A 25,654-nucleotide genomic window follows, 5' to 3' on the forward strand; every position below is an offset into this window, starting at 1 on the left:
GGTCCCACTCCGCATTCGTCAGATCACCACGGCCCATACAAACAGCCTGACCCCAACACCCCACGCACGTCAGGAGATCCGAGAAACAGTGCCTAGTACTCCAGCCGGACTTCGGTGTATGTCCTGGTCAACGGCTTGAGCGTGGGGATTGTAGCGGCGTGGTGCCGGGCGAGGGGCGGGTTCGCCCGGCCTGTCCCGCGAACGGATGACCGCGCCGTGTGTAGTGACAGCGGCGGGATCGGGCCTGGTGTCGACGCCGCCATCTGGACCAGTTCATCGCGTGGTTGCCCTGTCGAGCAGGAGGTGGGCGGGTAGTTTCCAGTAGACGGCGAATTTCGGCAGGGGTGAGGTCCACGAGGTCGGGTGAGGTCGCTGTCCCGTAGTGGTGTCAGAGGTCGGGCATGGCCGTTGGGGTCGGTGAGGTCGGAGTCACGGGCACATACTGGCCCGCTCCTCCTGATCGACGTTGCGGCCTTGGAGGATCTGCACCCGTGATCGTGACGCGGCTCCGCCTGGCACGCGGTCAGCGGAGCCTTGATTGGTCGTCAGTGACCGTCTTCGCCGGGCAGGCACGGCGTGTAGGCGGCCGATTTGTCTGCTCACGGCGGCCGGTCGACGTCCCAGCTGGCCGCAGCGTGGATGTCGGCCGTGCGGGCGACGGAGAGCCGTCGCCTTTCATCTCCACCTCGGGCATGTGATGCAGGTACACACCCGCCCGTCAACAGGCGTCACACCCTCACAGCCGAGCTCGGTCAAGCACCTGGTGCATCGTCACGACGGGAAGTGTCCGATTCGCGGCCGCCCCGGAGACGACGGCTGGCTCGTCGGCATCGAGGAGAGTGATCAACCGGTCGGTGGGGATTGATGGGTTGGTCGCTGTTCGATGTCGCACGTAGTCGGCGCCGTCGGCCAGCAACGCCTCGATCGTTTCGATCGGAAGCCCGGGATGTGCTGCGGCGACGACCCGGTCATGCGGGTCGTCGGAGCGAGCCAGGGCAGTGGCGGCATCGGCGGGGAAGTTCTTGTGGGCGAGCATGTCCCAGCGGCTGTAGCTCTTCCAGTCGGCAGCAATGTGCGCCAGCAGCCAGCTGGGTACGTTCGGCTGGCGTTCGCACACGAACAGCCGCACGGCGAAGCTCTCGTCGGCGGCGAGGATCCCGACGGCCTCGTCAGACAGATCGGTGCGCATGGCCAGCGTCTTGCGGAAGACTTGGTGGCGGCTTCGCGCGAAGGCGAGCTGATCGGGTTCGGACAGGTCTTCCGCAAGCAGCCACTCGACGGCGTTGCCGCTGCTGCGGTCGTCGTACTCGACCGATACCGATTCCCGCAGCACCGGGTCGAGGCCGCGGCGTGCGACGACTGCCGCGCGGACCTGGTTGTCGGGATCGTGTGCCAGAGCCGCGACATGCTCGGGGTCCAGAGTCGGATTCGCCGCAACTGCGGCGCGCAGCTGCGGGCCGTTCAGGAAGCGGCCGGTCAGGTCGGCGTCCAGGTCGGCGGTTGCGGCGATCTGTCGCAGGAGCCCTGCGCTGTTCGCCGGATCTGCGGAGGAGTCGATGTCGGCGAGCAGGCCACGGGCGGCCTCAGTGGGAAGCGGACCGTCCAGACGGAGCAAGAGCAGCTCTCGGCCGAAGGCTCCCGTGACCCGTAAAAGGAGGTCGCTGATCCGGGCGGTCGGCGCAGGGTTCCACTCGGCGGCGGCGATGGCGGCCGTGCGCGCATCGTCGTCGTCGAGCATCCTGGCCCGAATGCCGTCGGGCAGGTGACGGTTGAATGCCAGGGCACGGCGGACCTTCGGCTGCGGGTCTCGGGCCAGTATTTCGTAGACGTCGTGTGACAACGGCCCCGGGAAGTGACGTGCGCGCACACCGACGGCGGTGAAGTACTCGGCACCTTCCGCCAGTCGGCCACGCACCTGCGCGTCGACGTCTCGGGCGAGGACGATCTGGACCTCGTCCGGGAGATTCGGATTCGCAGCCAGCTCCGACCGCAGGTTCGCATCCTTATCGTCGGCAAGGATCACCGCGGCCTGCGCGGGCAGGTCACGGCGCCGTGCGAGCTCGGTTCGATCGATGTTCGCCGCCGCGAGGCGAACAAGAGCCTCTGGTGGTGCGGAGGGGTTGCCTGCCAGGCCGCGCAGCAACATGGCCAGGTTCCGCTGCATGATGACAGGACGTTCGAAGGGTGCGGGCACCAACCTATGATGTCAGGACGCCTGTCGTTTCGGTGTCGAACATGATCGACGGTATCGACCACCAGGTCCGTAGCTGCGGAAGGCGGCGAAGAAGGTCGCCGCGGCAGTCGACGTGCTGATGACGACCCCGCCCGCGACCGACACCGGCGAACTCGTCTCCGTGGTCGACGCGTGGTCGGCGATCGAGCAGGTCGTGCCACGCGAGCAGCTGGCCGAGGCGCTCGCCACGATCGCCGCGGCTGTCCCGGACGCCGACGGGGACGACGCGGAGTGCCGTGCCGAACTGGTCGCCCGGACGGCACGGTGCGCGCAGGACCGCCGACATCTCCGACGCCCGGCTGTGGCGGACGAACACCGCGGCGGACTACGGGCCGCTCCAGCCGGTCTCGAACCACACCATCCGCCTGGACCGGATACGCGCCCACTGGGACGACATGCTCCGGGTGGCAGGTTCCCTGACTCTCGGGGAGGTTCGCGGCCACGACCTGATCCGCATGCTCTCCCGGGACGGCAAGCGGACCGGGCTGGGCGACGCGTTCGCCCACTACGGGCGGATCTTCAAGACACTGCACCTGCTCCAGTTCGTCTCGGACGAGGGATACCGGCGAATGATCGGCGCCCAGCTCAACGTCACCGAGGCCCGCCACCGCCTCGCCCGGAAGATCTTCTTCGGTCAGCGCGGCGAACTGCGCCAGCACTACCGCGAGGGCATGGAGGACCAGCTCGGCGTGCTCGGCCTGGCGCTGAACTCCGTGGTGCTGTTCAACAGCCTCTACAACGACGCCGCCGTCAAGCAGCCGGCCGCTGACGGCTTCCCGGTCACGGACGAGCTGCTCGCCCGGCTCTCCCCGCTCCAGTTCGATCACATCAACTTCCTGGGCCGGTACGCCTTCACCCGACTGCCGGTGCCGGGCCTCCGAAGGCTGCGCGACCCGAACATCGACGACGAGACGGACGACGGCGCGGACGCGTAGCTGCGCGCCCGTACAGTCGAAGGCGGTCCGGCCCCGGAGTCACCACCCATGACTCCGGGGCCGGACCGCCTGGGCGAACTCGGCTTCGAATCGCTCCCTGCCGGCCTCATGCCGGGTGGATGAGGCGGCTTTCGTAGGCGAAGATCACGGCCTGTATCCGGTCGCGGAGTTCTAGCTTTTGCAGGATTCGCCCCAGATGGGACTTCACGGTCGCCTCCGCGAGATACAGGGTGGCCGCGATCTCGGTGTTGGACAGGCCGCAGCCCACCTGGATGAGCACCTCGCGCTCGCGGGCGCTGAGCCGGCTCAGCCGCTCGTCGCGGTCGGCGCTGCTGCCGTCGGGGATGTGTGGGCGGAGGTTCTCCAGCAGGCGGCGGGTGATCCGCGGGGAGACCACCGCGTCGCCCGCAGCCACGCTGCGTATCGCGGTGAGCAGTTCCACGGGCCTGGTGTTTTTCAGCAGGAATCCCGAGGCTCCGGCTTTGAGCGCGGTGAAGGCGTATTCGTCGAGGTCGAAGGTGGTGAGGATCAGTACTCTGGTCTGCGGGGAGATCCGGATGACCTGTCGGGTTGCCTCGATCCCGTCGGTCCCGGGCATCCGGACATCCATGAGGACGACGTCGGGGCGCAGCTCCCGGGCAAGGCGTACGGCCTGGATGCCGTCCGCGGCTTCGCCGACCGGTGCCATGTCGGGCTGGGTCTCCAGGACCGTGCTGAAGGCCATACGGAGCAGCGCTTCGTCGTCGGCGATCAGGATGCGGATCGTCATGCGGACACCGCTCCGCTGCTGCCGAGTTCGAGGCGGGTGTGGACTCCCCAGCCGCCGCCCGGGAGCGGTCCGGCCTGCAACGTCCCCCCATAGGCGGCCGCGCGCTCGCGCATGCCGGGGATGCCGTGGCCGGATGGTGTGACGCCGGGAAGCGGCGGGCAGGGGCCGCTGTCGGTGACGGCCACTGTGACGGTCTCGGTCGAGCACCGTATCCGGACCTTCGCGTGTGTGCCGGGGGGTGTGTGCTTGAGGCTGTTGGTCAAGGCTTCCTGTACCAAGCGGTAGACCGTCAGTTGTGCGGTGGCGGGTATGTGGGTGTGGCCGCCTCGGACCTCGACGCGGGTCGGCAGCCCGGCGGCGCACATCTGGTCGGCGAGGTCTCCCAGTTGTGCGACGCCGGGCAACGGGTGGCGCTCCGCGTCCCGTTCGTCGGTCCGCAGGACGCCCAATGAGCGCCGCATGTCGGTCAGGGCCTGCCGGCCCGTCTCGGAGATCTGGAGCATCGCGGTGGTGGCCTTATCGGGGGATCGGGGGTGTGCGTAGACGGCGGCGTCGGTGAGCGCGACCATGACGGACAGGTTGTGGGTGACGATGTCGTGCATCTCCCGGGTGATACGTGCCCTTTCCTCGGCGACGGCCAGCCGCGCCTGCTGGTCATGTTCTTGCTCCAGGCGTGCGGCCCGTTCCTCCAAAGCCGCGAGGTAGGCGCGAGTGGTCCGCAGATTCACCCCCAGGACGGCGGCGGCGACGACCATCGCGGTCACCGCGACGAAGGGGGTCAGGAACGCGCCTTCCGTAGCCCAGCGCAGACAGGCCAGCAGGGCCCCGCCCTCCACGACGGCACCGGCGACAAACGTGCCGCGCCGGCCCGACCTCGCGGCCACCGTGTAGAGAGCCACCAGCAAGGCGATATCCGCCGGCAGCTGGACGTCCATCAGCCACTGGACGAAGGCCGCGGCTGCCACGGCGCCGAACACCGCCAGCGGGGCCCGGCGCCGCCAGACCAGGGGCAGCGCAAGGGCCGCGGTGAGGGCCACGGCCACCGGCAGCTCCTGCGGCGCGCGCGTGGTCATGACGTTGATCAGGAGCAGCGCCGGCAACAGCGAGTCCCACACCATGGGCGGCAGCCGGGAGCCCCAGCGCCGGACGGCTCTCATCGGTCGCGCCGCTCGTGCGGAGGCCAGGTCGGCGTATTTCGTCAGCCGTACGGCTGTCCTCGCCCACGGCACCCGGTCCCGGTAGCGCAACGGCTGGGCACTACCGGATTCTGCGGCCGCCTCGGTCATCACACGTCCCTGTCGATTTCAGCGTCACAATGGCCCCAGCCGGGGCCGCCACCGCGTACACCAGAGCCGGGTCGGGTACGGGAGCGTAAGACCCGCGCCGCCCGCACGTACCGCAGCCCTGTCACGGTAGGCCGCGATCCAGCGGCACGCATGAGTCCACCGTCTGAAGGAATCGCGCGGAAGTACGACCACAGGAGGAGCCCGGCCACCCCCCACGGTCGCAAGGCCTCTCACTTGGGCGTGCCTCGCATTGCGACTCCGGCTGTACACGATGGCGACCCGGGGGCGATGTGGCAGCGCGTGCCCCGCGCCGAGCATGGCCGGGTGACCGAGAACATCATGGGACTGCACATGTCCCTTCTGGAAGTCCTTGTCTTGCTGGGTGCCGGCGCGCTGGTGGTGGCGCGCTGGCTTCCTCCTGCCGTCCGCCCACGCGTCACGATCACGGCGGGGGCAGTGTCCATGCTGTCCGCGATCGTGCTGAGCGTGATGGGCATCCGCTGGCAGCTGCTGCCAGTACTCGCAGGCGCTGCCGTCGCGTTGCCGTTCGCCCTCTCTCCCCTGCTGCGACGCCATACCGGCTGGCCGACGTGGCGGGCCCGGTGGTGGCTGGCCTTGCCCGGGTCGGTGGCCTGCGTAGGCCTGATCGCCACAGGTCCGGTGGCCGCCTGGGCCTTCCCCGTACCCGTGTTCCCCGAGCCGTTGGGCCGCTTCGCGGTCGGCACCCGCGTGGTGCAGTGGACCGACCCACGCCGCCCCGAGACCTTCACCGCCGATCCGCACGACCGGCGCACGGTCGTGGTCCAGCTCTGGTATCCCGCGCAGAAGAGCCCCGCAGGCGCGCAGCGGGCCCAGTACCTCGGCCGCACGGAGCACGAGGCGCGCACCGTGTCCGACGCCCTCGCCCGCGCGGTCGGCCTGCCTGGCTTCCTGGTCGACGGCATCCCACGTGCCCGCACCCATTCGGTCTTCAACGCCCCGGTGGCCGACAGGGGTGGGCGGTTCCCGGTCGTGCTGTTCTCACCGGGATCGGGCGGGGTGCGCACCCAGAACACCGCCTGGGCGGAGGAACTGGCCAGCCACGGCTATGTGGTCGCCGCCCTCGACCACCCGTACGACTCCGCCGCCGTCGTCCTCACCGACGGCCGAACGATTCACACCAGGACCACCTCCACCGGCGACCGGGACAAGGACAACAAGCTGGCGGTCGGCTGGACGGCTGTTCGGGGCGCCGACCTCAGCTTCGTCCTCACTCAGCTGGACCGTCTGGGCCGAGGTGAGATCGCCGGCCCGCTGACCGGACGCCTGGACACCGGCCGGATCGCGGTCACCGGCCACTCCATGGGTGGTGCCGCCGCCCTCCAGGCAGCCCGGCAGGACCACCGGTTCGATGCCGTCATCGATCTGGACGGCTACCCGCACGGCCCCACCTCCCCCTCCCTCCACCAGCCGACGCTCGCGCTCACCCAGGCCATCACCCCCGCAACCGACCCGCAGTACATACCCCGCCTCACCAAGGCTCTCAAGCTCAACACCGCTACGAGCTACCGGCTCACCATCCCCGGCGCCGCACACCTCACCTTCATGGACGGCCCCCTGTACCTGCCGCCTGTGCCCTCGATAGTCGGCTCCCTGGGCCGCACCGAGAGCCCCCGCGTCGTCGCCGCAACCACGCTCGCCTTTCTGGACATCACTCTGCGGCACAAAGCCGGTGACCTGCCCGGCGTTCTGTCGGCCTACGGCGACCTCAGCGTCTACCGCCCGAGCAACAACCACTGATCAGCTGTGCGGCGGCAGCCGACGGCACGGCCGTTTCTTAGCCGGAGTGCAGTCCGTGGTGCCGTTCCCGCCGCGGACCAGCGAGCCAGGCCCGATCTGTCGGCAAACGATTGTTTGCCGACAGGCGGCCGCCGCAACCGATGGACCCGTGCAATCCGGGGGTGCGCGGCGGCCCGAATCCAATCAATCCGATGGCGATTGCTGCCAGGGTTTGACGACGGATAGGTCCGATCCTCCGTACGGAAAGGGCCCCTGGGTGGCGAACCTGGTCTACAAGCGGGTCTCGACCGACCAACAGTCCACCGCCCGGCAGAACCTCGTCCTGGGCGAGGCCGGCATCGAGGGCCCGGTCGCCTTCGAGGAGGACCCGGGCTCCTCCAGCCGCCTCCACTCCCTCCAGCGGCCGAAGTTCAGCGAACTGCTCACCTACGCGCGGCCGGGCGACACCGTGCATATCTCCGAGATGTTCCGCCTAGTACGCAGCACCGGACACATCCTCGACGGGCTCGATGTCCTGCACCGCGACCAGGTCGCGCTGCGTATTCACGACGGCGCGTTCTCCGCGATCGACCTCATCGCACGCCACCGGCGCACCAAAGAGCTGCTGTCCACCGTGAAGTTCATGGTGCGGACCCTTGCCGCGGCCGGCGAACTCCAGCGAGACCTCCGCCGCGAACTGACCTACGACGGACTACGGGCCGCCGAAGCCAAGGGCAACAAGGGCGGACGCCGCCCCGCCGTCACGGCCGCGAAGGCCGCCGCCGTGCGCGCCGGGTACCTGGGCGGCCGGTCCATCGCCGGTCTGGCCCGCGACCGTCACGTCAGCCGCGGGCGCCATCCGTACAGCCGTCGCCGACCTCATGCCCGAGCACACCGACGATCGCGAGGAGACCCCAGCACCGGAGATCGCGTCACCCTCGACATGCCGGGTAAGGTCGCCGACTCCCTGCGCGCGGCCGAACTGGAGCCCGCCGAGCGGGCCGCGCTCGACCAGGGCGTGACCGTACGACGCGGTCAGGGTTACACCTTGCGCATCACCACCGTGCCCGCGGTCCACCGCCAACCTCTCGACCGCTGCCAGCCCCTCGACGGCACCGCAGCGGTCCCGGCCCAGCGCAAGGCCCGCCGCGAGTACGAGAACCGCGTCGGCACCTCTGCTTCGAGCGGACCATGATCCGAGTCAGCGGCTACCGCTAATGTCCGTTTGGATACTCCCCGAGGGGCCTGGTCAGCCTGCTGCATCCGGTGACGCAGGCGCACGCTGGGGCGAGTCGTGCTCAGCGCGGCGTATGAGGCTTGGGCTTGAGGGCCGGGCCGAGGGCCAGGAGGCTGGCCGTGGCAGTGGACAGACCTGCCGCCCAGTGGAGCGCGCCCGACGCCACGGGGCAGCCCAGTCTCTTGCCACCGCCACCGCCAGCGGCAGAGCGCCGACGGACGCGGGCTGGTCCACGACCACGAGCACGGTCCCGCGCTTGGCCTGCAGCTTGCCGAGGACCTCGCGGAGCTTGCGTTCACTGGGTAACCGCTTGTCGAACTCCTTCTTCCCGGCCGGCGTGACTGAGGTGGCGTGGTGTTCGCCCTTGCCGACGTCCAGACGGAGGAAGGCGCCGATGCCGCTGATGTCGATCACGTGCGTCCTCCGGTCGTCCCACGGCACCGAGCCACATCTACATTGCGAAGAGCCTCCTGACCTGCATAGAAGCCGGTGGTCATGCCCCTGATCACCGTCTGTCGATGCCTCCGGAGCCAGTGACACCACCCCCAAGACATGCGATCGACCGGGGGAGACAGTCATGCCAACTCCGGCGCCGGGCGCCCCGTTGCGGGGCAACAAAAACGGTTACGGGGGCAAGCCGCTTCTGCTGTGCTGCGTGGACGACAAGCTGGTGTCGCCGTACTCGGGCTCAACCGAGACCACCGCGGCCGCCGCAGTCATCACGGCGGCGCGCGGCGCAACCTCTCGCAGGCGCCGCCAGCTGCGCGGACCCGGTGCTGCCCGGCCATCCATCGTCGTCGCGTCGGCAACCGGTCTGCTTTTGAGGACGGCCTGCTGCGCCCGCGCGCCGTGTGACCTGGAGCGCAAGGGCATGCACACACGGTAAGGCCCGGGTCGACACCGGGGCGGGATGCCCGTGCCAAGACCCGCTCGGTGCCAGCACGACGCGGTTAGTCCTTGTCGGGCTCCGAGTGGCGGACGGCCTTCCTCACGGCCATCTCGACCTCGAGACGGTTCGCGTTGATCGCTGCCGCGTGGTCGGTGATCGCGACCTGTGCCGCGATCGAAGCCTCATGCCATGCGGTCCATGCACCCTCGGGCGGGGAAGGTGCCGTCGCCGCCACCTGGGCGTCGATGGCTGCCTGCTCGAGTTGGAGGAGTTCGTCTGGAAGTTCGATTGCCACGGGCGGATCTTAAGCCTGTCGACAGGGGGTCCTTGGAATTCGCGACCTTCCGAGCAATCCGTTCACACGGTCGGCGGCGGTCGACATTTCTGGCAATTACGGCGCGTCCCGGAGGCAGGGTGAGCACACTGACGGTCCAACCGCAGCGGAGGGCGGGCACCATGTCGCTTGAGTTCGTGGGGAGCAGCAACACGTCACAGGGGGTGGCTGTCCTTCGTTCTACCGGGACACGGAGACCAGCGACATCGTCGTTCAGGGCGACGAGCTCACCGACCCGGACAAGATCGCTCAGTTGCTGCAGGTGAAGCCTGGGGAGGGGTTTGTCGTCGTGCCGGCCGTCCTGTTTGAGTACCACGCTGCGAAGGTGTGCGGTGCCTGAGCTCGTCAGCGGTCCGGCCTTCCTGCGGCTCTTCGAGGACTTCGCGCACGCGGCGTTCCGCCTTGAGGTGCGTACCTCGTACGGGATCCCGGAGGAGGATGAGCCGTACAGGCAGTTCCTTGCCGGTGAGGATCCGGGGCTGTCTTGGTTCGCGCTTCCTCGGCGTGCACCTCTCCGACGATCCGGCGGACGTCCTGCGCCATGCGCAGTGGCGCGAGGCCGCATGGCACCATGCGCCACCTTCGAGGAGTACCAGCAGACCGCGGGCTCACGGTGAGCGACTTTCGGACGGCTCGGACTGCCCTCGGCGCGCGGCTTCGTGAGTTGCGCGCCGAGGCCGGGCTGCATGGGAACGGGCTTGCCGCGCGCATGGGCTGGGCGGCGTCGAAGACCAGCAAGATCGAGACCGGTAAGCAGGCGCCTAGGGCCGAGGACCTGGAGCTCTGGGTGGAGGCGCTCGGGGCCGTCGACGTCCTGCCCGAACTGGTCGGACGCCTCAAGTCGTTGGAGGCGCACTATGCGGTGTGGCGGCGGCAGCTGGCCGGCTGCCCAGCGGTGGGGGATGGTTGCGGGGGCGGAGCATAACGAGGTACTGGAGAACCTTGTGTGGTTGCAGCGGACCCGCGAGGATCGCCTGCGCGACCAGTTCCTCTGAACTCCCGTCTCCCTCGCGCGGAGGGCGGGCCGGGACAGACCGCTGCCTTCATGCGCAGGGTGCCGGGGAAGTGGTTGGACTTCCGCCCAGGGGGTCAGGCGGTAGGAGCCGCCAGGCGGAGCAACCTGGAGGCAGCGGAACATGTCGGCCGTTACGACGCGGAAGAGGCGACCAGCGCGGACGACGCGGCAAGCTGATCGCCGGGCCACGCGACGGCCCCGGTGCCCAGGGCGAGGCGCAGCTGCCCCTAGAGGTGAGCGAGAGCGAACGCGGACAGAAACCCGGCCACGGTCACCAGCCCCGTCAGCAAGTGCACCTTGGCGTAAGCCTCGGGGATCATCGTGTCCGCGATCATGGCAAGGATCGCCCCGCCCGCAACGGCTGTGATCATCGCCATCACCGCCTCGGAGGCGCCTCCCAGCAGCGCATATCCTGCAAGCGCCGCCCCGCCGCTGATCAGCGCGATACCGCCCCACAGGGTGAGGACGTAGCGTCGACTGCGGCCGGCGCTGCGCATGCCGGCGGCGCTGGCCAGGCCCTCGGGCAGGTTGCTGATGAACACCGCTCCCACCGTGGCCACGCCCAGGTGGCCGCCTCCCAGGAGGCTGGTGCCGATCACCACGGACTCCGGCACGCCGTCGAGCAGCGCACCCAGCGCAATGGCGTTGCCCGACCCGGGCTCCTCCGATTCTGAGGGCTGCTGCTGTCCGGAGCGCTTGCGGTGCCGAGCACCGCGCCGCGCCAGCAGCGCATTCGCCCCCGAGTACACCGCGGCCCCGCCGACCGCCCCCCAGACAACTGGGCCGATGCCGGAGCGCTCGTACGCCTCGGCGATCAGCTCGAAGGACACCGCGGATAGCAGCACGCCGCTGCCGAACGCCATGACGAGCGCGATCCAGCGGGGCGGGACCCGCACGAACAACCCAATGGCGGCGCCGACCAGCAACGCCGCACCGGCGAACAGTCCCCACCCACCCGCAACCAACGCTCCCACCACGAAATCTCCTCTCCCGCTGCCGTCAGGTGTTGCGCATGTACCCGCCAAGCCAGGCCGCAACGGATTGGCCCGGCTCGAGGCGCCTGTGCCGACGGCCGCGGCTGGCGGAGGGAAAGCGTGTGCTGCTGAGACCGGCTGGGCAGCATGGGGCGGGGACCCCGCGCGACGGGAGGGGCGAGTCAGCGGTCGGTGCGGGAGATATTGGTGGACCCGCACGTGTGGTGGTAGCTGGTTGGCCAAGGTTATCGCCCGCGTCTCGATCATGTCGATGGGCGCCGGGACCGCTCCGCTCACTCCAGGTGTCCCGGGGGTTCCGCGAGAGCGTCCCGAACATGTGTGGTCGCCTCCTTATCGGCCATCACGGCGAGGCGCTGAGCGGTACGTCCGCGCACCGCTGCCACCGCCGAGCGGAGGCCCTTCGCCAGCAGGGCCGGGACGCCGCCGCTGGGTCGTGCAGCGCCCGGCGATGCGGCGTGCTGCATACACACCAATCGATCCCGCTCGTTCCACGGCCGGGTGACGGCGAAGCCGAATCGTTCGTACAGGGCGATGGCCCCGGCCCGTCGCATTCCCATACGGAGAGCCGGACCGGGCTCCTGTCGTTCTCCGTAGCATGAGCGAGCGCGGCATCGAGCAGCGCGGACGCAATGCCCCGGCCGCGGAACTCAGGATCGGTCCAGCTCGGGCACGGGCGCCGTGACCAACTGGTCCTGGCAGCCGAAGTGGTGCGAAGGGACCTTCAGTCGGCGGGCAACGGTGTCGGCGAGGGAGGAACCGTTGTCCAGGCGGATGAGGTGCAGGCCGCGGTCGACTGCCGAGGCCTTACCGGTCGGCGGGGCCGGCGGTGAAGAACCCGACCATCTGCTCCAGGCCGTCCTCGCTGAACATGGTGTCCAGGCTGGCGGCGGACTCGGCGGCGGAGGCTTCGCTGCGCGGGAAAAGGGCTTCTTCGTAGGCGGCCAGAGCGGCCTCGGTGTCGCCGGGGTGGGCAGCAAGGGTGAGGGCGAGCTCCGCGCCGTCGTACATCGCCAGGTTGGCGCCCTCGCCCGCGAATGGGGACATCACGTGGGCGGCGTCGCCGAGCAGCGTGACGCCGCGGACGCGGTTCCAGCGGTGCCCGACGGGCAGGGCGTGGATGCGGCGTGGGGTGAAGGTCTCCGCATCGGCGACCAGTCCGCGCAGGTCCTCGTTCCAGCCCTCGAAGTGAGCCAGCACCGCGGCCTTCGCGGCGATGTGGTCGGTGAAGTCGATGGTGTCGATCCAGCCCTCTTCGGCCTTGCGCGCGGTGTAGACGTGGAGGCTGCCGTCGGTCTCGCGGTGGGCGAGGAAGCCGCTCTCGTGTCCCAGGGCGATGAAGAATCCGCCGCCGATGACGGCGGCGCTGCGAGGGTGGCGGGTGTCGGCCTCGTACAGGTCGGTCTCGACGAAGGAGATGCCGGTGTAGGCGGGCTTGGCGTCTGAGAGCAGCGGTCGGATGCGGGACCAGGCGCCGTCGGCGCCGATGAGGAGGTCGCTTGTGATGACGGTCCCGTCGGTGAAGGAGACCTCGTGGCGGCCGTCGCCCAGCGGACGTGCGCCGGTGACCTTGCGGCCCCAGTGGACGGTTCCTTCGGGCAGGGAGTTCAGCAGCAGGTCGCGCAGGTCGCCGCGGTCGACCTCCGGGCGGTCGCCGTCGCCTTCGTCCTCGCTGGAGACATGGACGGTGCCGTCGGGGCCGAGCAGGCGCATGGCCTGGCCGCCCTCGTGGACGATCTTGAGGAAGTCGTCGTGCAGACCAGCGGCGTGCAGCGCCTTCTGCCCGTTCTCCTCGTGGATGTCGAGCATCCCGCCCTGCGTGCGGGCTTGTGGGCCTGACTCCAGGTCGAAGATGACGGACTCGATGCCGTTGACGTGCAGGACACGGGCGGCGGTCAGGCCGCCCAGGCCGCCGCCGATGATCGCGACGGGGAAGTGGATGGTGCTCATGGTGGACCTCTTCGCAGGGGTAGGGAGACTGGCGCGCACCGGGGAGGCGCTCCCGCCGTCGGCGCCGAGGGAACGGTGGTGCGCAGTGGCGTCGCAGCAGTCCCTCCGGCCACTTCCCACACTAACGAACATGTTCGTAGCGAACAAGTTCGTCAGAGGTTGCGTAGAACTCCGCCTCCGCCGGACCGGCGTGTGCCGCACGCCGGTCCGATCAGGGCTCAGTTGGCCTGGTGCGGTACCGCAGTGCCTGTGATGCCGTTGACGAGGACGTCGAAACTCCAGCGCAGGCGATCCCCGGCAGTGCCGCCGATCAGGTCCGGCATGTGCGCGGCGATCGCCGGATGCGTGGCCTCGTCCACGGCGTGCAGCGCGCGCACGGTGGCGTTCCAGTCATCCCCGGAGGTCGGGTCGTGTTCGTGTGTGGACTGTTCCGCGGCGGTGGCCGTGGCGTCCTGGAGCAGCTTGTCCACCCCCCAGGCGACCTGGACGCGCGGGGCGCCGCTGCGCGCGAGCAGGTCGAGGATGCGTTCCACCAGCCGCAGGTAGTTCTCGCCGTTCGGCCTGGCCACGAGAGCGGACCGGGCGAGCTGTGGGTGTTCGAACAGCACCAGGGTGTACGACGTCATGACGGTGCGCAGCTGATCGCGCCAGTCGCCACCGCCGTCCCGGCTGCTCAGATCGACCTCGCCGAGCAGCTCGTCCAGGACGGCGGCATGCAGCTCGGCGGTGTTGGCGACGTAGACGTACAACGAGGCCGGGCCGGTGTCCAGCTCCTGCGCCAGGCGGCGCATGGTGAGCTTCTCCAGCCCTTCGTCCTGCATGATCCGCATGGCCGCTTCCACGATCCAGCGCCGGGACAGGGCAGGCTTGGCCGGACGCTCGCGCCGGCTGACCGGCTCTTTTCTCCCGTTCATAGGCCGATCGTAACGAACGCGTTCGTGATGGCGTAGCGGCGCGAAGGGCGGAGGCACAGGGTGATGTCCGGTCTCAGGAGCGGCCGCAGCGACGAGCGTCGCGAGGCGGTTGCTTTGGCCGCCTGTTCTGACCGACACAGTCGGCGACCGATTTTCCGCGACCGGATGCTTCCCCCGCGGGGCCATTCCCCGACCCAGACCCACCATCACGTGCAGCCCCCGGGACCGAGGAATCGGGCCTAGCTCGGAGGCGTGAATGATGTCCGCGCAGCATCCGCGTCTGGGCGGGCTGAAGAAGAGCAGTCACCTGTCCCCGAGGGTGAACACCATGGTCTTCACTGCGTTCTGCACGCTTCGTGCCGGAGACGAAGCGGTCCCGGTCCTCATGGCCAAAGGATGATGGACACCGATTTCGGTGCCTTTGGTGAGGCCGATCTTCCCGGCCTGGGCAGGATAATCGACGGCTTCGGCCAGTATCCGCAGCCGCACGTCGGGGCTGATGGTGCATCCCTGTTCCGCGAGCAAGGGCCGCACCTCGCCGATGGCCCAGTGGCCGTCGGCGAGGTGCGGCGATCCATAGTGAAGGTCCCCGAGCGTGGCCAGGAGCTGGTCGGCGAAGACTATGCGGTGCTTCGCACTGCCGGCCGCCGCTTGATTCCACAGTCGAGACGCATGCCTCACTGGAGGCGGCTCTTACCGCAACGTGTCTACGTCGTAGCTGAGTTCAGCGATCACAGCCGCTGACAGGCCCGTGATCCTCCGGTTGCTGATGATCGCTGTGCACGTCGCGTTCCCCAGCACGCAGCCATGATCGACGATCCAGAGCTTGACGTCCCCCCGCTGTCCGCGCACGAGGTCGTCAGCGCTGTACTCGGCCAGAGCGGCCGAGTACAGCGCTCGATCGTCTGGCGCTTGGGGGCCGGGAGATCGTGTCGGCACGTCCTCGGGGACCACGTATCAGGAGCCGGGCGTCGTCAGTTCCCGAGCTGTGGCAAGCGTGGTGCTGTACCGATTCGCAGGGTTGGTCCGTCTGCCCAGGGAGGATTTGCACCGGAGACCGAGCACGTCAGGGCTGCGACGTGGGCGGCGAAGGTGCAAGCGTCGATGACATCTTCAAGGGTCAGGTCGTCGATCCGGCCGCCGAGGCGCCCAGAGGCGGCCAGGCGGTGGAGAAGACCTGCGGTGAAGGAGTCGCCGGCGCCGACAGTGTCAACGATTGCGACAGGCGGTGCAGGGACGATGGCGCGGTTTCCGTGCAGTGATACGAGTGCTCCGCGTCCGCCGAGTGTGATGACGATGAGAGGCGTTCCTGCAGCATGCCAGGTGTCGCAAGCCTCCTCGAAACTGGCTCCGGGGGCGAGGATGCCGCAGTCCTCTTCGCTGAGGCGGAGGATGTCGGCGGCGGCGCACCAGCGGGGGAGGCGTTCCCGGTAGACGGGAGGCGGTACGAGCAGGGGGCGGACATTGGGGTCGATGGACACGGTGGCGTGCTCGCGCGCCTGGGCGAGATGGTCCTCGACGCGGCTGCCGCCGGGCTGACGCACCAGGGCGAGGGAGCCTGTGTGGAGGCATACCGCATCGTCGTTCGTGGCTTGTGCGAGTTCGTGATCCGTCCATTGCCAGTCGGCGGCACCGTCGGCGTAGAAGGTGTAGGCGGCCTGGCCTGTCCCGTCGAGGTCGGCGACGGCGAGAGTGCTGGGTTCGGAAGCGTTCACGCTGGCGGTGAGGTCGACGCCGGAGGCGCCGAGGCGGGCTCGGAAGAGGGCCCCGAAGGTGTCGTTGGAGAAGCGTCCGAGAAAGCGGGTGGGGGTGCCGAGCCGGGCGAGCGCGACGGCCGTGTTGGCGGGGCCGCCACCCGGCATGGCCCGCAACGACAGCCCGTCGGGGCCGGACTGGGCGGAATCTTCGAAGATGTCGGCGACGCACTCGCCGAGAACGGTGATGCTGCCGGGGGACCCGGATCGGGCCATGGTGACTGTCTGCCTCTCAGGGAAGGTGTGCGAATGCCGCCAACCGCGCTGTGGGCGTAGCCGGGGCGCGAGTGTTCGCTATGTGCTGCGAGGGACGTGACTGAGGCAAGCGGCGCGGCCTGAGTGGGAGGCAGGCCGCACCGGCCGTGTGGGGCGAGCCCGCTCCTCTGGCTTGTCAGGGATGCGTGGGTGCAGGGTCCTGCGCCTGGCCCTCCGGGACCGGTACTTGATGCACATCGCCGGTGGCCAGGTCCCATGCTTCGACGGCGAAGTCGCCGCGTCCGGTGCCCGTCGTACGGGCCTGCAGCCGCCACGGCCCGTCGGCGAGGGGGTAGAACCTCAGGGTGAGGACCTGTCCGTCCGCGAGGTAGACCTCCGCTATCGAGCGGTCCACGATCACGCGCAGTTCGACGGGGGTACCCGGGCGGGCCGCGGCGGGACAGGGGGCGGTGTACGCGCCTCTTCGCGCACGCGGGTCCAGTGAGGCGTTGGCGCGGTCGACGATGAGCTGTCCGGACGCGGGGTCGAGGCTGATGTCGAGGTACTCCGATCCGTCCGCAGAGGTGACCAGGCGCAGCCCGCTCGTGCCAGTGGTGTCGGGGATGAGGGAGGCGGTGAGGTCGAAGGTGCGGCTGACCTGTCCGAGTTCGACGGGCTCGGTTCGTGTGACGTACCCGTACCGGTGCAGGGAACGGGCGCCGCGCAGGGCCAGGAATTCGCGGGCGGGGCGCTGGACGACGGTGCCGTCGGTGGAGATGCTCACCTCGCGTGGAAGGGTGAGGACGCCGGCCCAGCCCGCTTCGTGCGCCCAGTCCTCGTCACGGGCCTCCCAGGCCCAGCCCCACAGCAGCCATCGGTCTTCCCCAGGGGCCTTCAGCAGGGCAGGAGCGTAGATGTCGGGGCCGTGATCCAGCGGTACGGGGCTTGCGGTTGCCGTGAATCGGCCGTTCTGCTCGCGGCCGGTGTGGACGGTGGTGTGGCTGGGGCCGTTCCGCGGGGTCCAGTCGCTGACGATCAGGATGCTCTGATCGCCGAACGTGGCGTACTGGGGGCACTCCCAGCCGACCGGCCCGGTGCCGGGTGCGGCTTCGCTGGTGTGGAAGGGCCCGAGGTACGTCCAGTTCTCCAGGTTGTCGGACTCGTACAACAGGGCTGCGGCGCTGCCGTCGTCGAGGGCTGAGCCGACGAGCATTCGCCAGCGCTCGTCCTGCTGCCAGACGTAGGGGTCTCGGTACATGGTGGTGCCGGCGGGGGGTTCAGGGATCAGCAGTTCCGGACGTTTGGTCCAGGTGGTGCCGTTGTCGGACGACTCCGCGGTGGTGACGGGCTGCCACCAGCGGTCGTTGCGGTGGGCGGAGTAGAAGGCCACCATGCGGTCGCCGAGGGAGACGGCGTTGCCCGAGAAGCAGCCGTCGGCGTCGTATCCGCCGGGGGTGGGGGTGAGGGCGACGGGGAGCGGCTCCCAGTTGATCAGGTCGGGGCTGCGGAAGTGGCCCCAGTGCACGTTTGAGTGCTGCGGGCCGTGCGGGTTGTACTGGAAGAACACGTGGTAGTGGCCGTCGTGGAAGACCAGGCCGTTGGGGTCGTTGATCCAGTTGCGGGGCGGCCTCAGATGTACGGCCGGGAGGTGGGGGTCGGCAGGCGACGTGGGCACACGGGGCCTTTCTCAGGGTGCGCGGAGCACAGGGACGTCACGACGGGCGAGGTACGACGAGCGGCTGGTGATGCCGCTGCGCGGGGTCAGCCCTTGACGCCGCTGGAGGCGATGCTGTTGACGAAGGAGCGCTGGAACGCCACGAAGAGCGCCAGGATCGGCACGGTGATCATGGAGGAGTACGCCATGATCTGGCCCCATCCGACGTTCAGCTGGAAGAAGTAGGAGATGCCCACCATCACCGGCCGCAGTTCCTCGCTCTGTACGACCATCAGCGGCCAGAGGTAGGAGTTCCAGGCCGGGAGGAAGGTCAGGATCGCGACGGTGGCGACGGCCGGCCCGGACAGCGGCATGACGATGCGGCGGTAGATGGTGAACCAGCCGGCGCCGTCCACAATGGCTGCCTCGTCCAGCTCCTTGGGGATGCTCTGGAAGTACTGGTGGAAGAAGAAGACCGAGAAGGCGTTGGCGACGAACGGCAGGATCTGCACCTGATAGGTGTCCATCCAGCCGGTGCTCCACTGGAGGTGGAAGCCGTTGACGCTCAGCAGCGGCAGTTGGTTGACCCACCACACCAGCGGCAGGGCGAAGGTCTCGAACGGCACGATGAGAGTGGCGATGACCGCGGTCAGGACGACCTTGCGGCCGGGCCACCGCATCCGTGACAGGGCGAAGGCGGCCATGCTGTTGATCACGATGCCGAGCACCACCGTGCTGGCGGAGATCAGGACGGAGTTCAGCAGGAAGCGTGCCGCGGGAACCCGGTCGAAGACGGCCGTGTAGTTGTCCAGCGACAGGGCGCCGATGGGCAGGAAGGCACGCAGGGAGTCCAGGTCGCCGAAGATCTGGTCGTCCGGCTTGAACGACGAGACGAGCATGAAGACCAGCGGGAGCGCGAAGACCAGGGCCAGGGCGATGCGGCCGGTGTGACCGCCGAGGTGCTTGAGGAAGGCAGTCATGTCAGTCCTTCTCCCGGGTCAGGAAGCGCTGGACGAGGGACACGCTCAGTACGAGCACGAAGAAGATCAGCGAGATGGCCGCCGCGTAGGCGGTCTGCTGCTGGTCATAGCCGGTGTGCACCGCCTGGTAGACGACGGTGGTGGTGGAGTCGAGAGGGCCGCCCTGCGTCATCACCCTGATCTGGGTGAAGAGGCTGAAGGCCGCGATCGTGATGGTGACGAGTACGAACGTGCGGGTGGCGCGCAGTCCTGGCCAGGTGACGTGGCGGAAGCGGTGCCAGCGGGTCGCTCCGTCGAGGTCGGCGGCCTCGTACAGCTCCGCGGGGATGGTCTGCAGACCGGCCAGCCAGATGATCATGTGGAAGCCGACGCCCTGCCACACCGACATCAGGATGATGGCGGGCATCGCGGTGGCCGGGTCCCCAAGCCAGTCCGGTCCCTCGGCATGGCCGAGGGTGAGCGTGGAGATGACGTGGTTGACCAGACCGTCCTTCCGGTAGAGGAAGGTCCACAGGAGGGACACCACGACCATCGAGGTGACGACCGGCAGGAAGTACACGGTGCGGAAGAAGTTGACGCCCCGTACCTTGGCGTTGACCAGCAGGGCCAGGACCAGGGCGAGCCCGGCCTGGAGCGGGACGACGACGGCGGCGAAGTAGGCCGTGTTGCGGAGGGACTTGTAGAAGGTCGGGTCCTGGAAGAGCAGGGTGAAGTTCCTCAGACCGACGAAGCGGGCCGGGGTGGGTGAGACGAGCCTGGCGTCGGTGAACGCCAGGGCGAAGGCCAGAGCGACCGGTATGACGAGGAAGACGATCAGTAGCGCGACGGCCGGTGTGGCCATGCCGAAGGCGGTGAGGCTTTCACGGCGACGGGCGTTGGTCGTTCGGGTTCGCCGGACCGGACGCAGCCGCTTGCGGGCCGCGGTCATGGTGGGCACGGTATCTCCAGAGGGTCGGTCCGGCTCGGACGGTGTGGTCGCGCCCGAGCCGGGCCGGGTGGGTCAGTTGGAGTAGTAGTTGTTCGTCTTCAGGTTGCTGTCGATGTCCTTCGCGGCTTGGCCGAGGGCCTTCTGCGGGTCGGCGCCGGCCAGGACGTCCTTGGCCGCCTTCTCGAACTCGGTGGAGATGTAGGGGTAGGCCGGTGTGGCGGGGCGCACCATCGCGTATCTGCGCGCGAACTCTGCGAGTACCTCGAACTTGCCGCCCGGCTGGTAATCGGCGATCTGCTGCGCGGCGGCCTCGGTGGCCGGGATGGTGCTGGTGGCCTTGGCGTATTCGGCGAAGTACTTCGTCTGGCGGGAGAACTTCAGCCACTCCTGGGCCCCGGCCTTGTTGGAACAGGTGGAACTCATCGCCCACTGCCAGGACGCACCGCCGATCTTCGGCCCGTTCTCGAAGTCCACCGGCGGGATGATCGCCAGGTCGTCGCCGAGCTTCTCGGCGTTCTTGGCGGCGTTCCAGCTGCCGTCCCACTGGATGGCGCTCTTGCCTGCCAGGAAGTCCTTGTTGGGGTCGGCTCCGGACTTCTTCGCCATGTAGTCCTTGGCCACCAGCGACTGGAACCAGGTGGCCCAGTCCACGGCGGCCTTGCTGTCGAGGGTGCCCGAGGCGCTCTTGTAGTCGCCACGGTCGATCAGGTCCCCGCCGAAGCTCTGCAGCTGCGGGGAGTAGGCGTACGACCACCACTCGCCGGTGCCGCCGGTGCCCATCTCCAGCGGGTACTCGAACGAGCCGCTCTTCTTCAGCTTGGCGAGTGCCGTGTCGAACTCGTCCTTGGTCCAGGGCTTGTCCATGGTGGCGACACGGATGCCGTGCTCCTCCAGTACTGATTTGCGGGCGAAGAAGGCCAGCGAGACGTCGTAGAAGCCGAAAGCGTAGAGCTTGTCGTCGTACCGTCCGACGGTGCTGGGCAGCTGGCTGAGCACGGGGACTTCACTGCCGGTGACGTCGATCGGGTCCAGGTAGCCGCCCCATGCCCAGTTCGCCACATTGGGGCCGTCGACGTCCAGGAGGCAGGGCAGCTTCCGGGCGGAGGCAGCCGCCACGACCGAGTTGTTGTAGTCGCTCTGCGGGAACGCCTGCAGCTTGACCTTGTACTTGTCCTGAGAGCCGTTGAAGTCCTTGATGATCTTCTTGACGACATCGAGTTCCACCGAGTTGCCGGCGTTGTGCGTCCACAGGGTCAGCGTGTCGCCGCTCGCACCGGACGTGCCCCCGCCCCCTGAGGTGCATCCGGCGACCAGCGCGGTCGCCGCCGTGACGGCTACACTCGCAGCAGCGAGGCGTCGTGTTCTGAACAGCATGAGGTTCCTCCATCTCACTGAGACGGGTCTTGCAGGACCCGCCCTCGGCGACCGGTTGCGACGGTCGCTGTTCTTGGTGGTCGTCCCGTCACCCGCCCGATCATCGGTGCGGGTGACGGGACGACTGTCTGGGGCGCCGTGCGTCAGCGGCCGACGGGTGCGGCGAGCGAGGCACGGCTCTGCAGGGGCATGGGCACCCGGTGCACGACGGCTTCGAGCGGGCCCGGGCGGAGGATCAGTTCCATCGCGAGGTGCCCGAGCCCGTAGTGCGGCAGCCGTAGCGTGGTGAGTGCCGGACGCAGGACGGAAGCGATGTCCTGGTCGTCGAACGAGATGACCGACACGTCGCCCGGCACCGACAGACCTGCCTCACCGAGCGCCTGGTAGGCGCCGAAGGACACTCGGTCGGCCAGACACACCAGGGCGCGGGGACGGTGCCCCGCCGCCAGCAGGGCGGACACCTCACGATGGCCGTCGAGCGTGTCCCAGTCGCACTCGATGACGCCCTCCAGGCGTGCTCCGCCCTCCCGCAGGACCTCCTCCAGGCCGCGCATGCGCTCGTTGCCGGCGACGATTCCCTCAGGAGTGGCCGGTACGGCCTGGTGGCCGCCGATCGCCCAGATCCCCTCCGAGTGGCCGGCGGCGAGCAGAGCCCTGGCGGCGTCCCGCCCGGCCTCGAACTCATCCGGGACCACGGAGGGCGCGTCGAAGCCGGGGGCCAGGCAGTTCAACAGGACCACCCGGCGCCCGAACAGCTCCTTGGGCGGGGTCACGTACCGGGTGAACATGGATGCGTAGATCACCGCGTCGACCTGACGGTCCAGCAGAGCGTGGACGAGCGACGACTCGGCGGCGCGGTCGCCGCCCGCCTCGGTGATGAACAGCAGGTGGTCCTTCTCCCTGGCGGCTTCCATGGCGCCGCGGATCACATCGCCCGCGAACGGTGTCGTGGTGATCCGGTCCGAGACGAGGCCGATCGTCTGCGTGGATTTTGTCCGCAGGCTGCGTGCCGTGACGTTCGGACGGTAGCCGAGCTCCCGGGCGGCCTCCAGAACGCGTTCGCGCGAGGCGTCGGAGATGCGCATGTCGGTCCGGCCGGACAGGGCGAACGACGCGGTTGTCGGCGAGACACCCGCCCTGCGGGCGACATCGGCCATGGTCACGCGACGCTCGGACATCAGAGGATCAGCTCCGTTCGGCTAAATCGGATTAGCAAGGTGTGATGAGATTGCTCCACCCGTCATACGCTGTCAACACCCCGGACATCTCGCCTGCGTAACGATGAACTTTTGTTCCGTTTCGGGCGCCTATGGATGACACGACATCGAAATCTGTGTGCGTTAGCTCTTGCTTTAGCGCAGACGCCGCGCGAACCATGCCGACCCATCACCTAAAACGGTTTGGCAGGTCGTCAGACTGCCCGCACTCCAGGAGCTCGCATGAGGAGAAGAACAGCCCTCAGGGTCGTGTCCGCCGTCGTCGGCGGCGCGGTCCTCCCGCTCTCGTTCGCTCCCGCTCACGCCGCCGCATCCGGCGGACGGACCAGCCCTCGAAGCCCTGTCGCGCGCTGGGACTTCGAGGAACGCGCCGGTTCCGTCGCCCGCGAGGCGGTCTCCGGCTCCGCGAACCCCGTCGGCTACGTCTTCAACGACGCCCGCTACAAGCCCGACAGCGACCCTGTACGCCGACGCGGAGTGAGCGGCCGGGCGCTGTACTTCGACGGCTACTCCACCTTCGTCACCGCCGAGGGGCCCGGCGAACTCGACTTCGCCGACGGCATGACCATCGACGTGTGGATCGCCCCCTACGCCTACGAGCACGGCATCGACGGCAAGCCCCAGGCCCTGATCAACCAGCACGACCCGGACGCCAGGACCGGATTCCTGCTCGGCCTGCGCCGCTTCGGCCAGATCGTCTTCCAGCTCGGCTTCGGAACCGACCTGGTCGAGGTCAAGGGAGCCCCGGACCAGCCGGCCGGCAAGAACAGGTGGACCCATGTCGCGGCCACCTACGACCCGGCCGCCCACCAGCTGCGCCTCTACCGCGACGGCCTGCCGATCGGAACGGCCACCACCCCCGACCAGCCCCCCGTGCAGGCTGCCGGGGTGCCCCTCCTCATCGGGAAGCACAACCGCCCCACCCTGCTCAACGGCGAGTTCCACGCCAACATGTACATGGGCCTGATGGACAGCCTCGCCATCCGCCCGGGCGCCCTGGACGACGCGACCGCGCAGCGGGAGCACGCCGCGAGAATCGCCGCGCTGCCGGGCCGCCGCGTACCCCGCCCGGACCTGACCCCCGACCGGGCCCGCTTCGACGGCGACCGGCACCGCCCCCAGTTCCACATGCTGCCGCCCTGGCACTGGATGAACGAGCCACACGCGCCCGTCTACTTCAAGGGCAAGTACCACATCTTCTACCAGCACGATCCGCTCGGTCCCTTCTGGGGCCAGATTCACTGGGGGCACGCTGTCAGCACCGACATGGTGCACTGGCGCGACCTGCCGATCGCCCTCGCCCCGGCCGCGGACTCGGCCGGCCCGGACGGCTGCTGGTCGGGCTCCGCCTACGTCGACGGAGACCGGGGACCGGTCCTCTTCTTCACCGGCGGCGACGACCGCCTCCGCTACCGGCAGCGCACCGGACTCGCCGTGTCCACCTACCAGGCCGACCTCGACACCGACCTGCCCACCTGGACGATGCGACCCGAACCGGTCACCGAAGCCCCGGCGGAACTGCCGGCCGGCCCCGGCACCGCGTGGGCGGAGAACTTCCGCGACCCGTTCGTCTGGGAAGAGGACGGCACCTGGTACCAACTGGTCGGCAGCGGCATCGTCGACTACGACGGCACCCAGGTCACCCACAAACACGGTGGCACCGCGCTCCTCCATACCGCCCGCCGGCCCGAGGGGCCGTGGACGTATCGGGGCCCGCTGCACCAGAACGACCTCGCCACCCAGCCGGAGCCCGGGGAGGTGTGGGAACTGCCCGTGCTCCTCCCGCTCCCCGGCCCCCGGGGCCGGCGCACCGGCAAGCACATCCTGCTGATCTGCCCGTGGTGGGAAGGCTTCAACCCGAACGCCGTCAAGCACACCTACTACTGGATCGGCACCTTCGACAAGCGGCGGCACCGCTTCGTACCCGACCACGAGAAGCCCCGCGAGTTCGACTTCGGCGAGCACTTCACCGGCCCGTCCGGCTTCGTCACCCCCGACGGCCGGTCCGTGGTCTTCAGCATCACCCAGGACCGCCGCACCGAACAGCAGCACGCCCAGTCCGGCTGGGCGCACAACGCCGGCATGCCCGTGAGCCTCTCGCTGCGCGAGGACAACACCCTGGGCGTCGAACCGATAGCCGAGACAGCCACGCTCCGCGGCAAGAAGCTCGCCCACATCCGGCACGCCTCGGTCGAGGAAGCCGACCGACGCCTGGCCGATGTCTCCGGTGACCTGCTGGACATCAGCGCCGTCGTCGAGCCGCGCGGCGCGAGGACGATCACCCTGGCGGTCCGCTCCAGCGCCGACGGCACCGAAGAAACCCTGCTGTCCTACGACACGGCCACCCACCGCTTCGAGATCGACCGCAGCCGCTCCAGCCTCGACCCGGACGTGCGCAAGGGCATCCACGGCGGGAGCGCGGAACTCGACGGCGGACAGCTCAGGTTGAGGGTCCTGCTCGACCGCTCGATGATCGAGGCGTACATCAACGGCAGCAACAGCCTCACCAGCCGCCTCTACCCGACCCGGCAGGACGCCACCGGCCTGCGCCTGACCAGTGCGGGTGGCTCCCCCCACGTGGTGTCCATCGACGTATGGCGCATGAACGGCGCCTACGACGGGACCGTAGCCCCCGGCGCCTACGACCCGCCGCGTCCCACGGACGTCGACGCGCTGCCCAACCACGACTTCGCCACCGGCGACCTCACCGGATGGACCGTCGTGTCGGGCACGACCTTCAGCGACGCCAACGTGACCACTCGCCCCGACTGGGGTTGGGGCGGCCCCTTCTACCAGGCCGAGACCGACGACGACCCGGCCGGCCACCACCTGTGGGGCTTCAACCCGGACGCGGGCGGAGACGACGCCACCGGCGTCCTGCGCTCCGCCGCCGTGGTCCTCGGGGGAGATGGCGTCGTCGACCTGCTCGTCTCCGGCGGCGACAACCCCGACCAGCTCTACGCGGCCGTCGTCCGCGCCGACGACGGCAAGGTCCTGGCCAAGGCCACCGGCCGCGGCACAGAGCAGTACCGCCGGGTCGTCTTCGACCTTGCCGCATACCTCGGCGACCGGATCTACATCGAGATCGTCGACCGCGCTTCGGGCGGCTGGGGCCACATCAACGTCGACGACGTCAACGTCCCCGTCAAGCGCCCCTGAGAAGCCGCACCCCCATACGCGCCGCTCCTGATCCGCACAGGTTCGCCCGGGGCCGGCGTCCCACCCACCCGCACACCATCA

Annotated in this window: 20 protein-coding genes and 2 pseudogenes; 7 read left to right on the top strand and 15 right to left on the bottom strand. The window is 69.1% G+C overall.

Going from position 1 to position 25,654, the window contains the following annotated elements; translation table 11 throughout:
* Positions 1 to 736: 736 nt before the first annotated feature.
* A complete protein-coding gene (locus tag ACFYQ6_RS34545) occupies positions 737 to 2,194 on the bottom strand; it encodes a hypothetical protein (protein ID WP_388766783.1) in 1,458 nt (485 codons plus the stop codon).
* 275 nt (positions 2,195 to 2,469) lie between these two features.
* On the opposite strand from ACFYQ6_RS34545, the gene ACFYQ6_RS34550 reads away from it, so the two are divergent.
* Positions 2,470 to 3,168 (top strand): Tn3 family transposase, encoded by a 699-nt coding sequence (locus ACFYQ6_RS34550; RefSeq protein WP_388766785.1) that lies wholly within the window; start codon positions 2,470 to 2,472, stop codon positions 3,166 to 3,168.
* A 106-nt stretch (positions 3,169 to 3,274) separates the two neighbouring features.
* Here the strand turns inward: ACFYQ6_RS34550 and ACFYQ6_RS34555 are convergent, their stop codons facing one another.
* Together ACFYQ6_RS34555 and ACFYQ6_RS34560 are read right to left on the bottom strand one after the other, a co-directional pair.
* Positions 3,275 to 3,937 (bottom strand): response regulator, encoded by a 663-nt coding sequence (locus tag ACFYQ6_RS34555; RefSeq protein WP_388766787.1) that lies wholly within the window; start codon positions 3,935 to 3,937, stop codon positions 3,275 to 3,277.
* The gene (locus ACFYQ6_RS34560) at positions 3,934 to 5,094 is read right to left on the bottom strand and encodes a sensor histidine kinase (RefSeq protein ID WP_388766833.1); all 1,161 of its coding nucleotides are present in this window, start codon (positions 5,092 to 5,094) and stop codon (positions 3,934 to 3,936) included. Before ACFYQ6_RS34560 ends, ACFYQ6_RS34555 begins: the two co-directional genes overlap by 4 nt.
* Before the next feature lie 417 nt (positions 5,095 to 5,511).
* Between ACFYQ6_RS34560 and ACFYQ6_RS34565 the strand changes: the two genes are divergently transcribed.
* Positions 5,512 to 7,002 carry a dienelactone hydrolase family protein gene (locus tag ACFYQ6_RS34565; protein WP_388766789.1) on the top strand — a complete coding sequence of 497 codons (1,491 nt, stop codon included), beginning with the start codon at positions 5,512 to 5,514 and terminating at the stop codon, positions 7,000 to 7,002.
* Between the two features lie 256 nt (positions 7,003 to 7,258).
* Positions 7,259 to 8,176 carry a recombinase family protein gene (locus tag ACFYQ6_RS34570; RefSeq protein WP_388766791.1) on the top strand — a complete coding sequence of 306 codons (918 nt, stop codon included), beginning with the start codon at positions 7,259 to 7,261 and terminating at the stop codon, positions 8,174 to 8,176.
* A gap of 231 nt (positions 8,177 to 8,407) precedes the next feature.
* Here the strand turns inward: ACFYQ6_RS34570 and ACFYQ6_RS34575 are convergent.
* Positions 8,408 to 8,632 (bottom strand): annotated as a pseudogene (locus ACFYQ6_RS34575) (transposase); the annotation flags it as partial.
* A gap of 536 nt (positions 8,633 to 9,168) precedes the next feature.
* The gene (locus tag ACFYQ6_RS34580) at positions 9,169 to 9,402 is read right to left on the bottom strand and encodes a hypothetical protein (RefSeq protein WP_388766793.1); all 234 of its coding nucleotides are present in this window, start codon (positions 9,400 to 9,402) and stop codon (positions 9,169 to 9,171) included.
* Positions 9,403 to 9,773: 371 nt separating this feature from the next.
* Between ACFYQ6_RS34580 and ACFYQ6_RS34585 the strand changes: the two genes are divergently transcribed.
* Entirely contained in the window at positions 9,774 to 10,058 is a 285-nt protein-coding gene (locus tag ACFYQ6_RS34585) for a DUF6879 family protein (protein ID WP_388766795.1), read from the top strand.
* Positions 10,013 to 10,366: a helix-turn-helix domain-containing protein gene (locus ACFYQ6_RS34590; RefSeq protein WP_388766797.1), complete on the top strand. Its 354-nt coding sequence runs from the start codon at positions 10,013 to 10,015 to the stop codon at positions 10,364 to 10,366. The genes ACFYQ6_RS34585 and ACFYQ6_RS34590 overlap by 46 nt, the downstream gene beginning before the upstream one ends.
* A gap of 317 nt (positions 10,367 to 10,683) precedes the next feature.
* Here ACFYQ6_RS34590 and ACFYQ6_RS34595 read toward each other — a convergent pair whose 3' ends face one another.
* From ACFYQ6_RS34595 to ACFYQ6_RS34610, 4 genes and pseudogenes are all read right to left on the bottom strand, one after another.
* On the bottom strand, positions 10,684 to 11,433 hold the full coding sequence (locus ACFYQ6_RS34595; protein WP_388766799.1) for a ZIP family metal transporter: 750 nt from the start codon (positions 11,431 to 11,433) through the stop codon (positions 10,684 to 10,686).
* A 470-nt stretch (positions 11,434 to 11,903) separates the two neighbouring features.
* Positions 11,904 to 12,112: pseudogene (locus ACFYQ6_RS34600) on the bottom strand (GNAT family N-acetyltransferase); the annotation flags it as partial.
* 143 nt (positions 12,113 to 12,255) lie between these two features.
* Positions 12,256 to 13,398 (bottom strand): FAD-dependent oxidoreductase, encoded by a 1,143-nt coding sequence (locus ACFYQ6_RS34605; protein ID WP_388766801.1) that lies wholly within the window; start codon positions 13,396 to 13,398, stop codon positions 12,256 to 12,258.
* 218 nt (positions 13,399 to 13,616) lie between these two features.
* Positions 13,617 to 14,312 (bottom strand): TetR/AcrR family transcriptional regulator, encoded by a 696-nt coding sequence (locus ACFYQ6_RS34610; RefSeq protein ID WP_388766803.1) that lies wholly within the window; start codon positions 14,310 to 14,312, stop codon positions 13,617 to 13,619.
* 396 nt (positions 14,313 to 14,708) lie between these two features.
* Here ACFYQ6_RS34610 and ACFYQ6_RS34615 point away from each other — a divergent pair, with 396 nt between their 5' ends.
* Entirely contained in the window at positions 14,709 to 15,056 is a 348-nt protein-coding gene (locus ACFYQ6_RS34615) for a hypothetical protein (protein WP_388766805.1), read from the top strand.
* A gap of 230 nt (positions 15,057 to 15,286) precedes the next feature.
* On the opposite strand, the gene ACFYQ6_RS34620 is transcribed toward ACFYQ6_RS34615, so the two are convergent.
* The 6 genes from ACFYQ6_RS34620 to ACFYQ6_RS34645 all read right to left on the bottom strand — a co-directional run bounded on the left by ACFYQ6_RS34620 (position 15,287) and on the right by ACFYQ6_RS34645 (position 22,375).
* On the bottom strand, positions 15,287 to 16,282 hold the full coding sequence (locus ACFYQ6_RS34620) for a carbohydrate kinase (protein ID WP_388766807.1): 996 nt from the start codon (positions 16,280 to 16,282) through the stop codon (positions 15,287 to 15,289).
* Positions 16,283 to 16,457: 175 nt separating this feature from the next.
* Positions 16,458 to 17,936 carry a glycoside hydrolase family 32 protein gene (locus ACFYQ6_RS34625; protein ID WP_388766809.1) on the bottom strand — a complete coding sequence of 493 codons (1,479 nt, stop codon included), beginning with the start codon at positions 17,934 to 17,936 and terminating at the stop codon, positions 16,458 to 16,460.
* 86 nt (positions 17,937 to 18,022) lie between these two features.
* Positions 18,023 to 18,895 carry a carbohydrate ABC transporter permease gene (locus tag ACFYQ6_RS34630; protein WP_388766811.1) on the bottom strand — a complete coding sequence of 291 codons (873 nt, stop codon included), beginning with the start codon at positions 18,893 to 18,895 and terminating at the stop codon, positions 18,023 to 18,025.
* Between the two features lies 1 nt (position 18,896).
* Positions 18,897 to 19,823 carry a carbohydrate ABC transporter permease gene (locus ACFYQ6_RS34635; RefSeq protein ID WP_388766814.1) on the bottom strand — a complete coding sequence of 309 codons (927 nt, stop codon included), beginning with the start codon at positions 19,821 to 19,823 and terminating at the stop codon, positions 18,897 to 18,899.
* Between the two features lie 72 nt (positions 19,824 to 19,895).
* Positions 19,896 to 21,197: an ABC transporter substrate-binding protein gene (locus tag ACFYQ6_RS34640; RefSeq protein ID WP_388766817.1), complete on the bottom strand. Its 1,302-nt coding sequence runs from the start codon at positions 21,195 to 21,197 to the stop codon at positions 19,896 to 19,898.
* Positions 21,198 to 21,340: 143 nt separating this feature from the next.
* Positions 21,341 to 22,375, bottom strand: a complete 1,035-nt coding sequence (locus tag ACFYQ6_RS34645; protein WP_388766820.1) for a LacI family DNA-binding transcriptional regulator — start codon at positions 22,373 to 22,375, stop codon at positions 21,341 to 21,343.
* A 261-nt stretch (positions 22,376 to 22,636) separates the two neighbouring features.
* Here ACFYQ6_RS34645 and ACFYQ6_RS34650 point away from each other — a divergent pair, with 261 nt between their 5' ends.
* Positions 22,637 to 25,573: a GH32 C-terminal domain-containing protein gene (locus tag ACFYQ6_RS34650; protein ID WP_388766822.1), complete on the top strand. Its 2,937-nt coding sequence runs from the start codon at positions 22,637 to 22,639 to the stop codon at positions 25,571 to 25,573.
* Positions 25,574 to 25,654 lie beyond the last annotated feature (81 nt).

It is taken from the genome of Streptomyces sp. NPDC005494, from assembly GCF_042872025.1.
Classification (GTDB): Bacteria; Actinomycetota; Actinomycetes; order Streptomycetales; family Streptomycetaceae; genus Streptomyces.

What these genes read in the sequence shown, in the direction of transcription:
- ACFYQ6_RS34555 (WP_388766787.1), bottom strand. Translation starts at nt 3,937, where the DNA reads ATGACGATCCGCATCCTGATCGCCGACGACGAAGCGCTGCTCCGTATG.
- ACFYQ6_RS34605 (WP_388766801.1), bottom strand. Translation starts at nt 13,398, where the DNA reads ATGAGCACCATCCACTTCCCCGTCGCGATCATCGGCGGCGGCCTGGGC.
- ACFYQ6_RS34560 (WP_388766833.1), bottom strand. Translation starts at nt 5,094, where the DNA reads ATGAGAGCCGTCCGGCGCTGGGGCTCCCGGCTGCCGCCCATGGTGTGG.
- ACFYQ6_RS34620 (WP_388766807.1), bottom strand. Translation starts at nt 16,282, where the DNA reads ATGGCCCGATCCGGGTCCCCCGGCAGCATCACCGTTCTCGGCGAGTGC.
- ACFYQ6_RS34610 (WP_388766803.1), bottom strand. Translation starts at nt 14,312, where the DNA reads ATGAACGGGAGAAAAGAGCCGGTCAGCCGGCGCGAGCGTCCGGCCAAG.
- ACFYQ6_RS34650 (WP_388766822.1), top strand. Translation starts at nt 22,637, where the DNA reads ATGAGGAGAAGAACAGCCCTCAGGGTCGTGTCCGCCGTCGTCGGCGGC.
- ACFYQ6_RS34645 (WP_388766820.1), bottom strand. Translation starts at nt 22,375, where the DNA reads ATGTCCGAGCGTCGCGTGACCATGGCCGATGTCGCCCGCAGGGCGGGT.
- ACFYQ6_RS34615 (WP_388766805.1), top strand. Translation starts at nt 14,709, where the DNA reads ATGATGGACACCGATTTCGGTGCCTTTGGTGAGGCCGATCTTCCCGGC.
- ACFYQ6_RS34640 (WP_388766817.1), bottom strand. Translation starts at nt 21,197, where the DNA reads ATGCTGTTCAGAACACGACGCCTCGCTGCTGCGAGTGTAGCCGTCACG.
- ACFYQ6_RS34565 (WP_388766789.1), top strand. Translation starts at nt 5,512, where the DNA reads ATGTGGCAGCGCGTGCCCCGCGCCGAGCATGGCCGGGTGACCGAGAAC.
- ACFYQ6_RS34590 (WP_388766797.1), top strand. Translation starts at nt 10,013, where the DNA reads ATGCGCCACCTTCGAGGAGTACCAGCAGACCGCGGGCTCACGGTGAGC.
- ACFYQ6_RS34635 (WP_388766814.1), bottom strand. Translation starts at nt 19,823, where the DNA reads ATGACCGCGGCCCGCAAGCGGCTGCGTCCGGTCCGGCGAACCCGAACG.
- ACFYQ6_RS34630 (WP_388766811.1), bottom strand. Translation starts at nt 18,895, where the DNA reads ATGACTGCCTTCCTCAAGCACCTCGGCGGTCACACCGGCCGCATCGCC.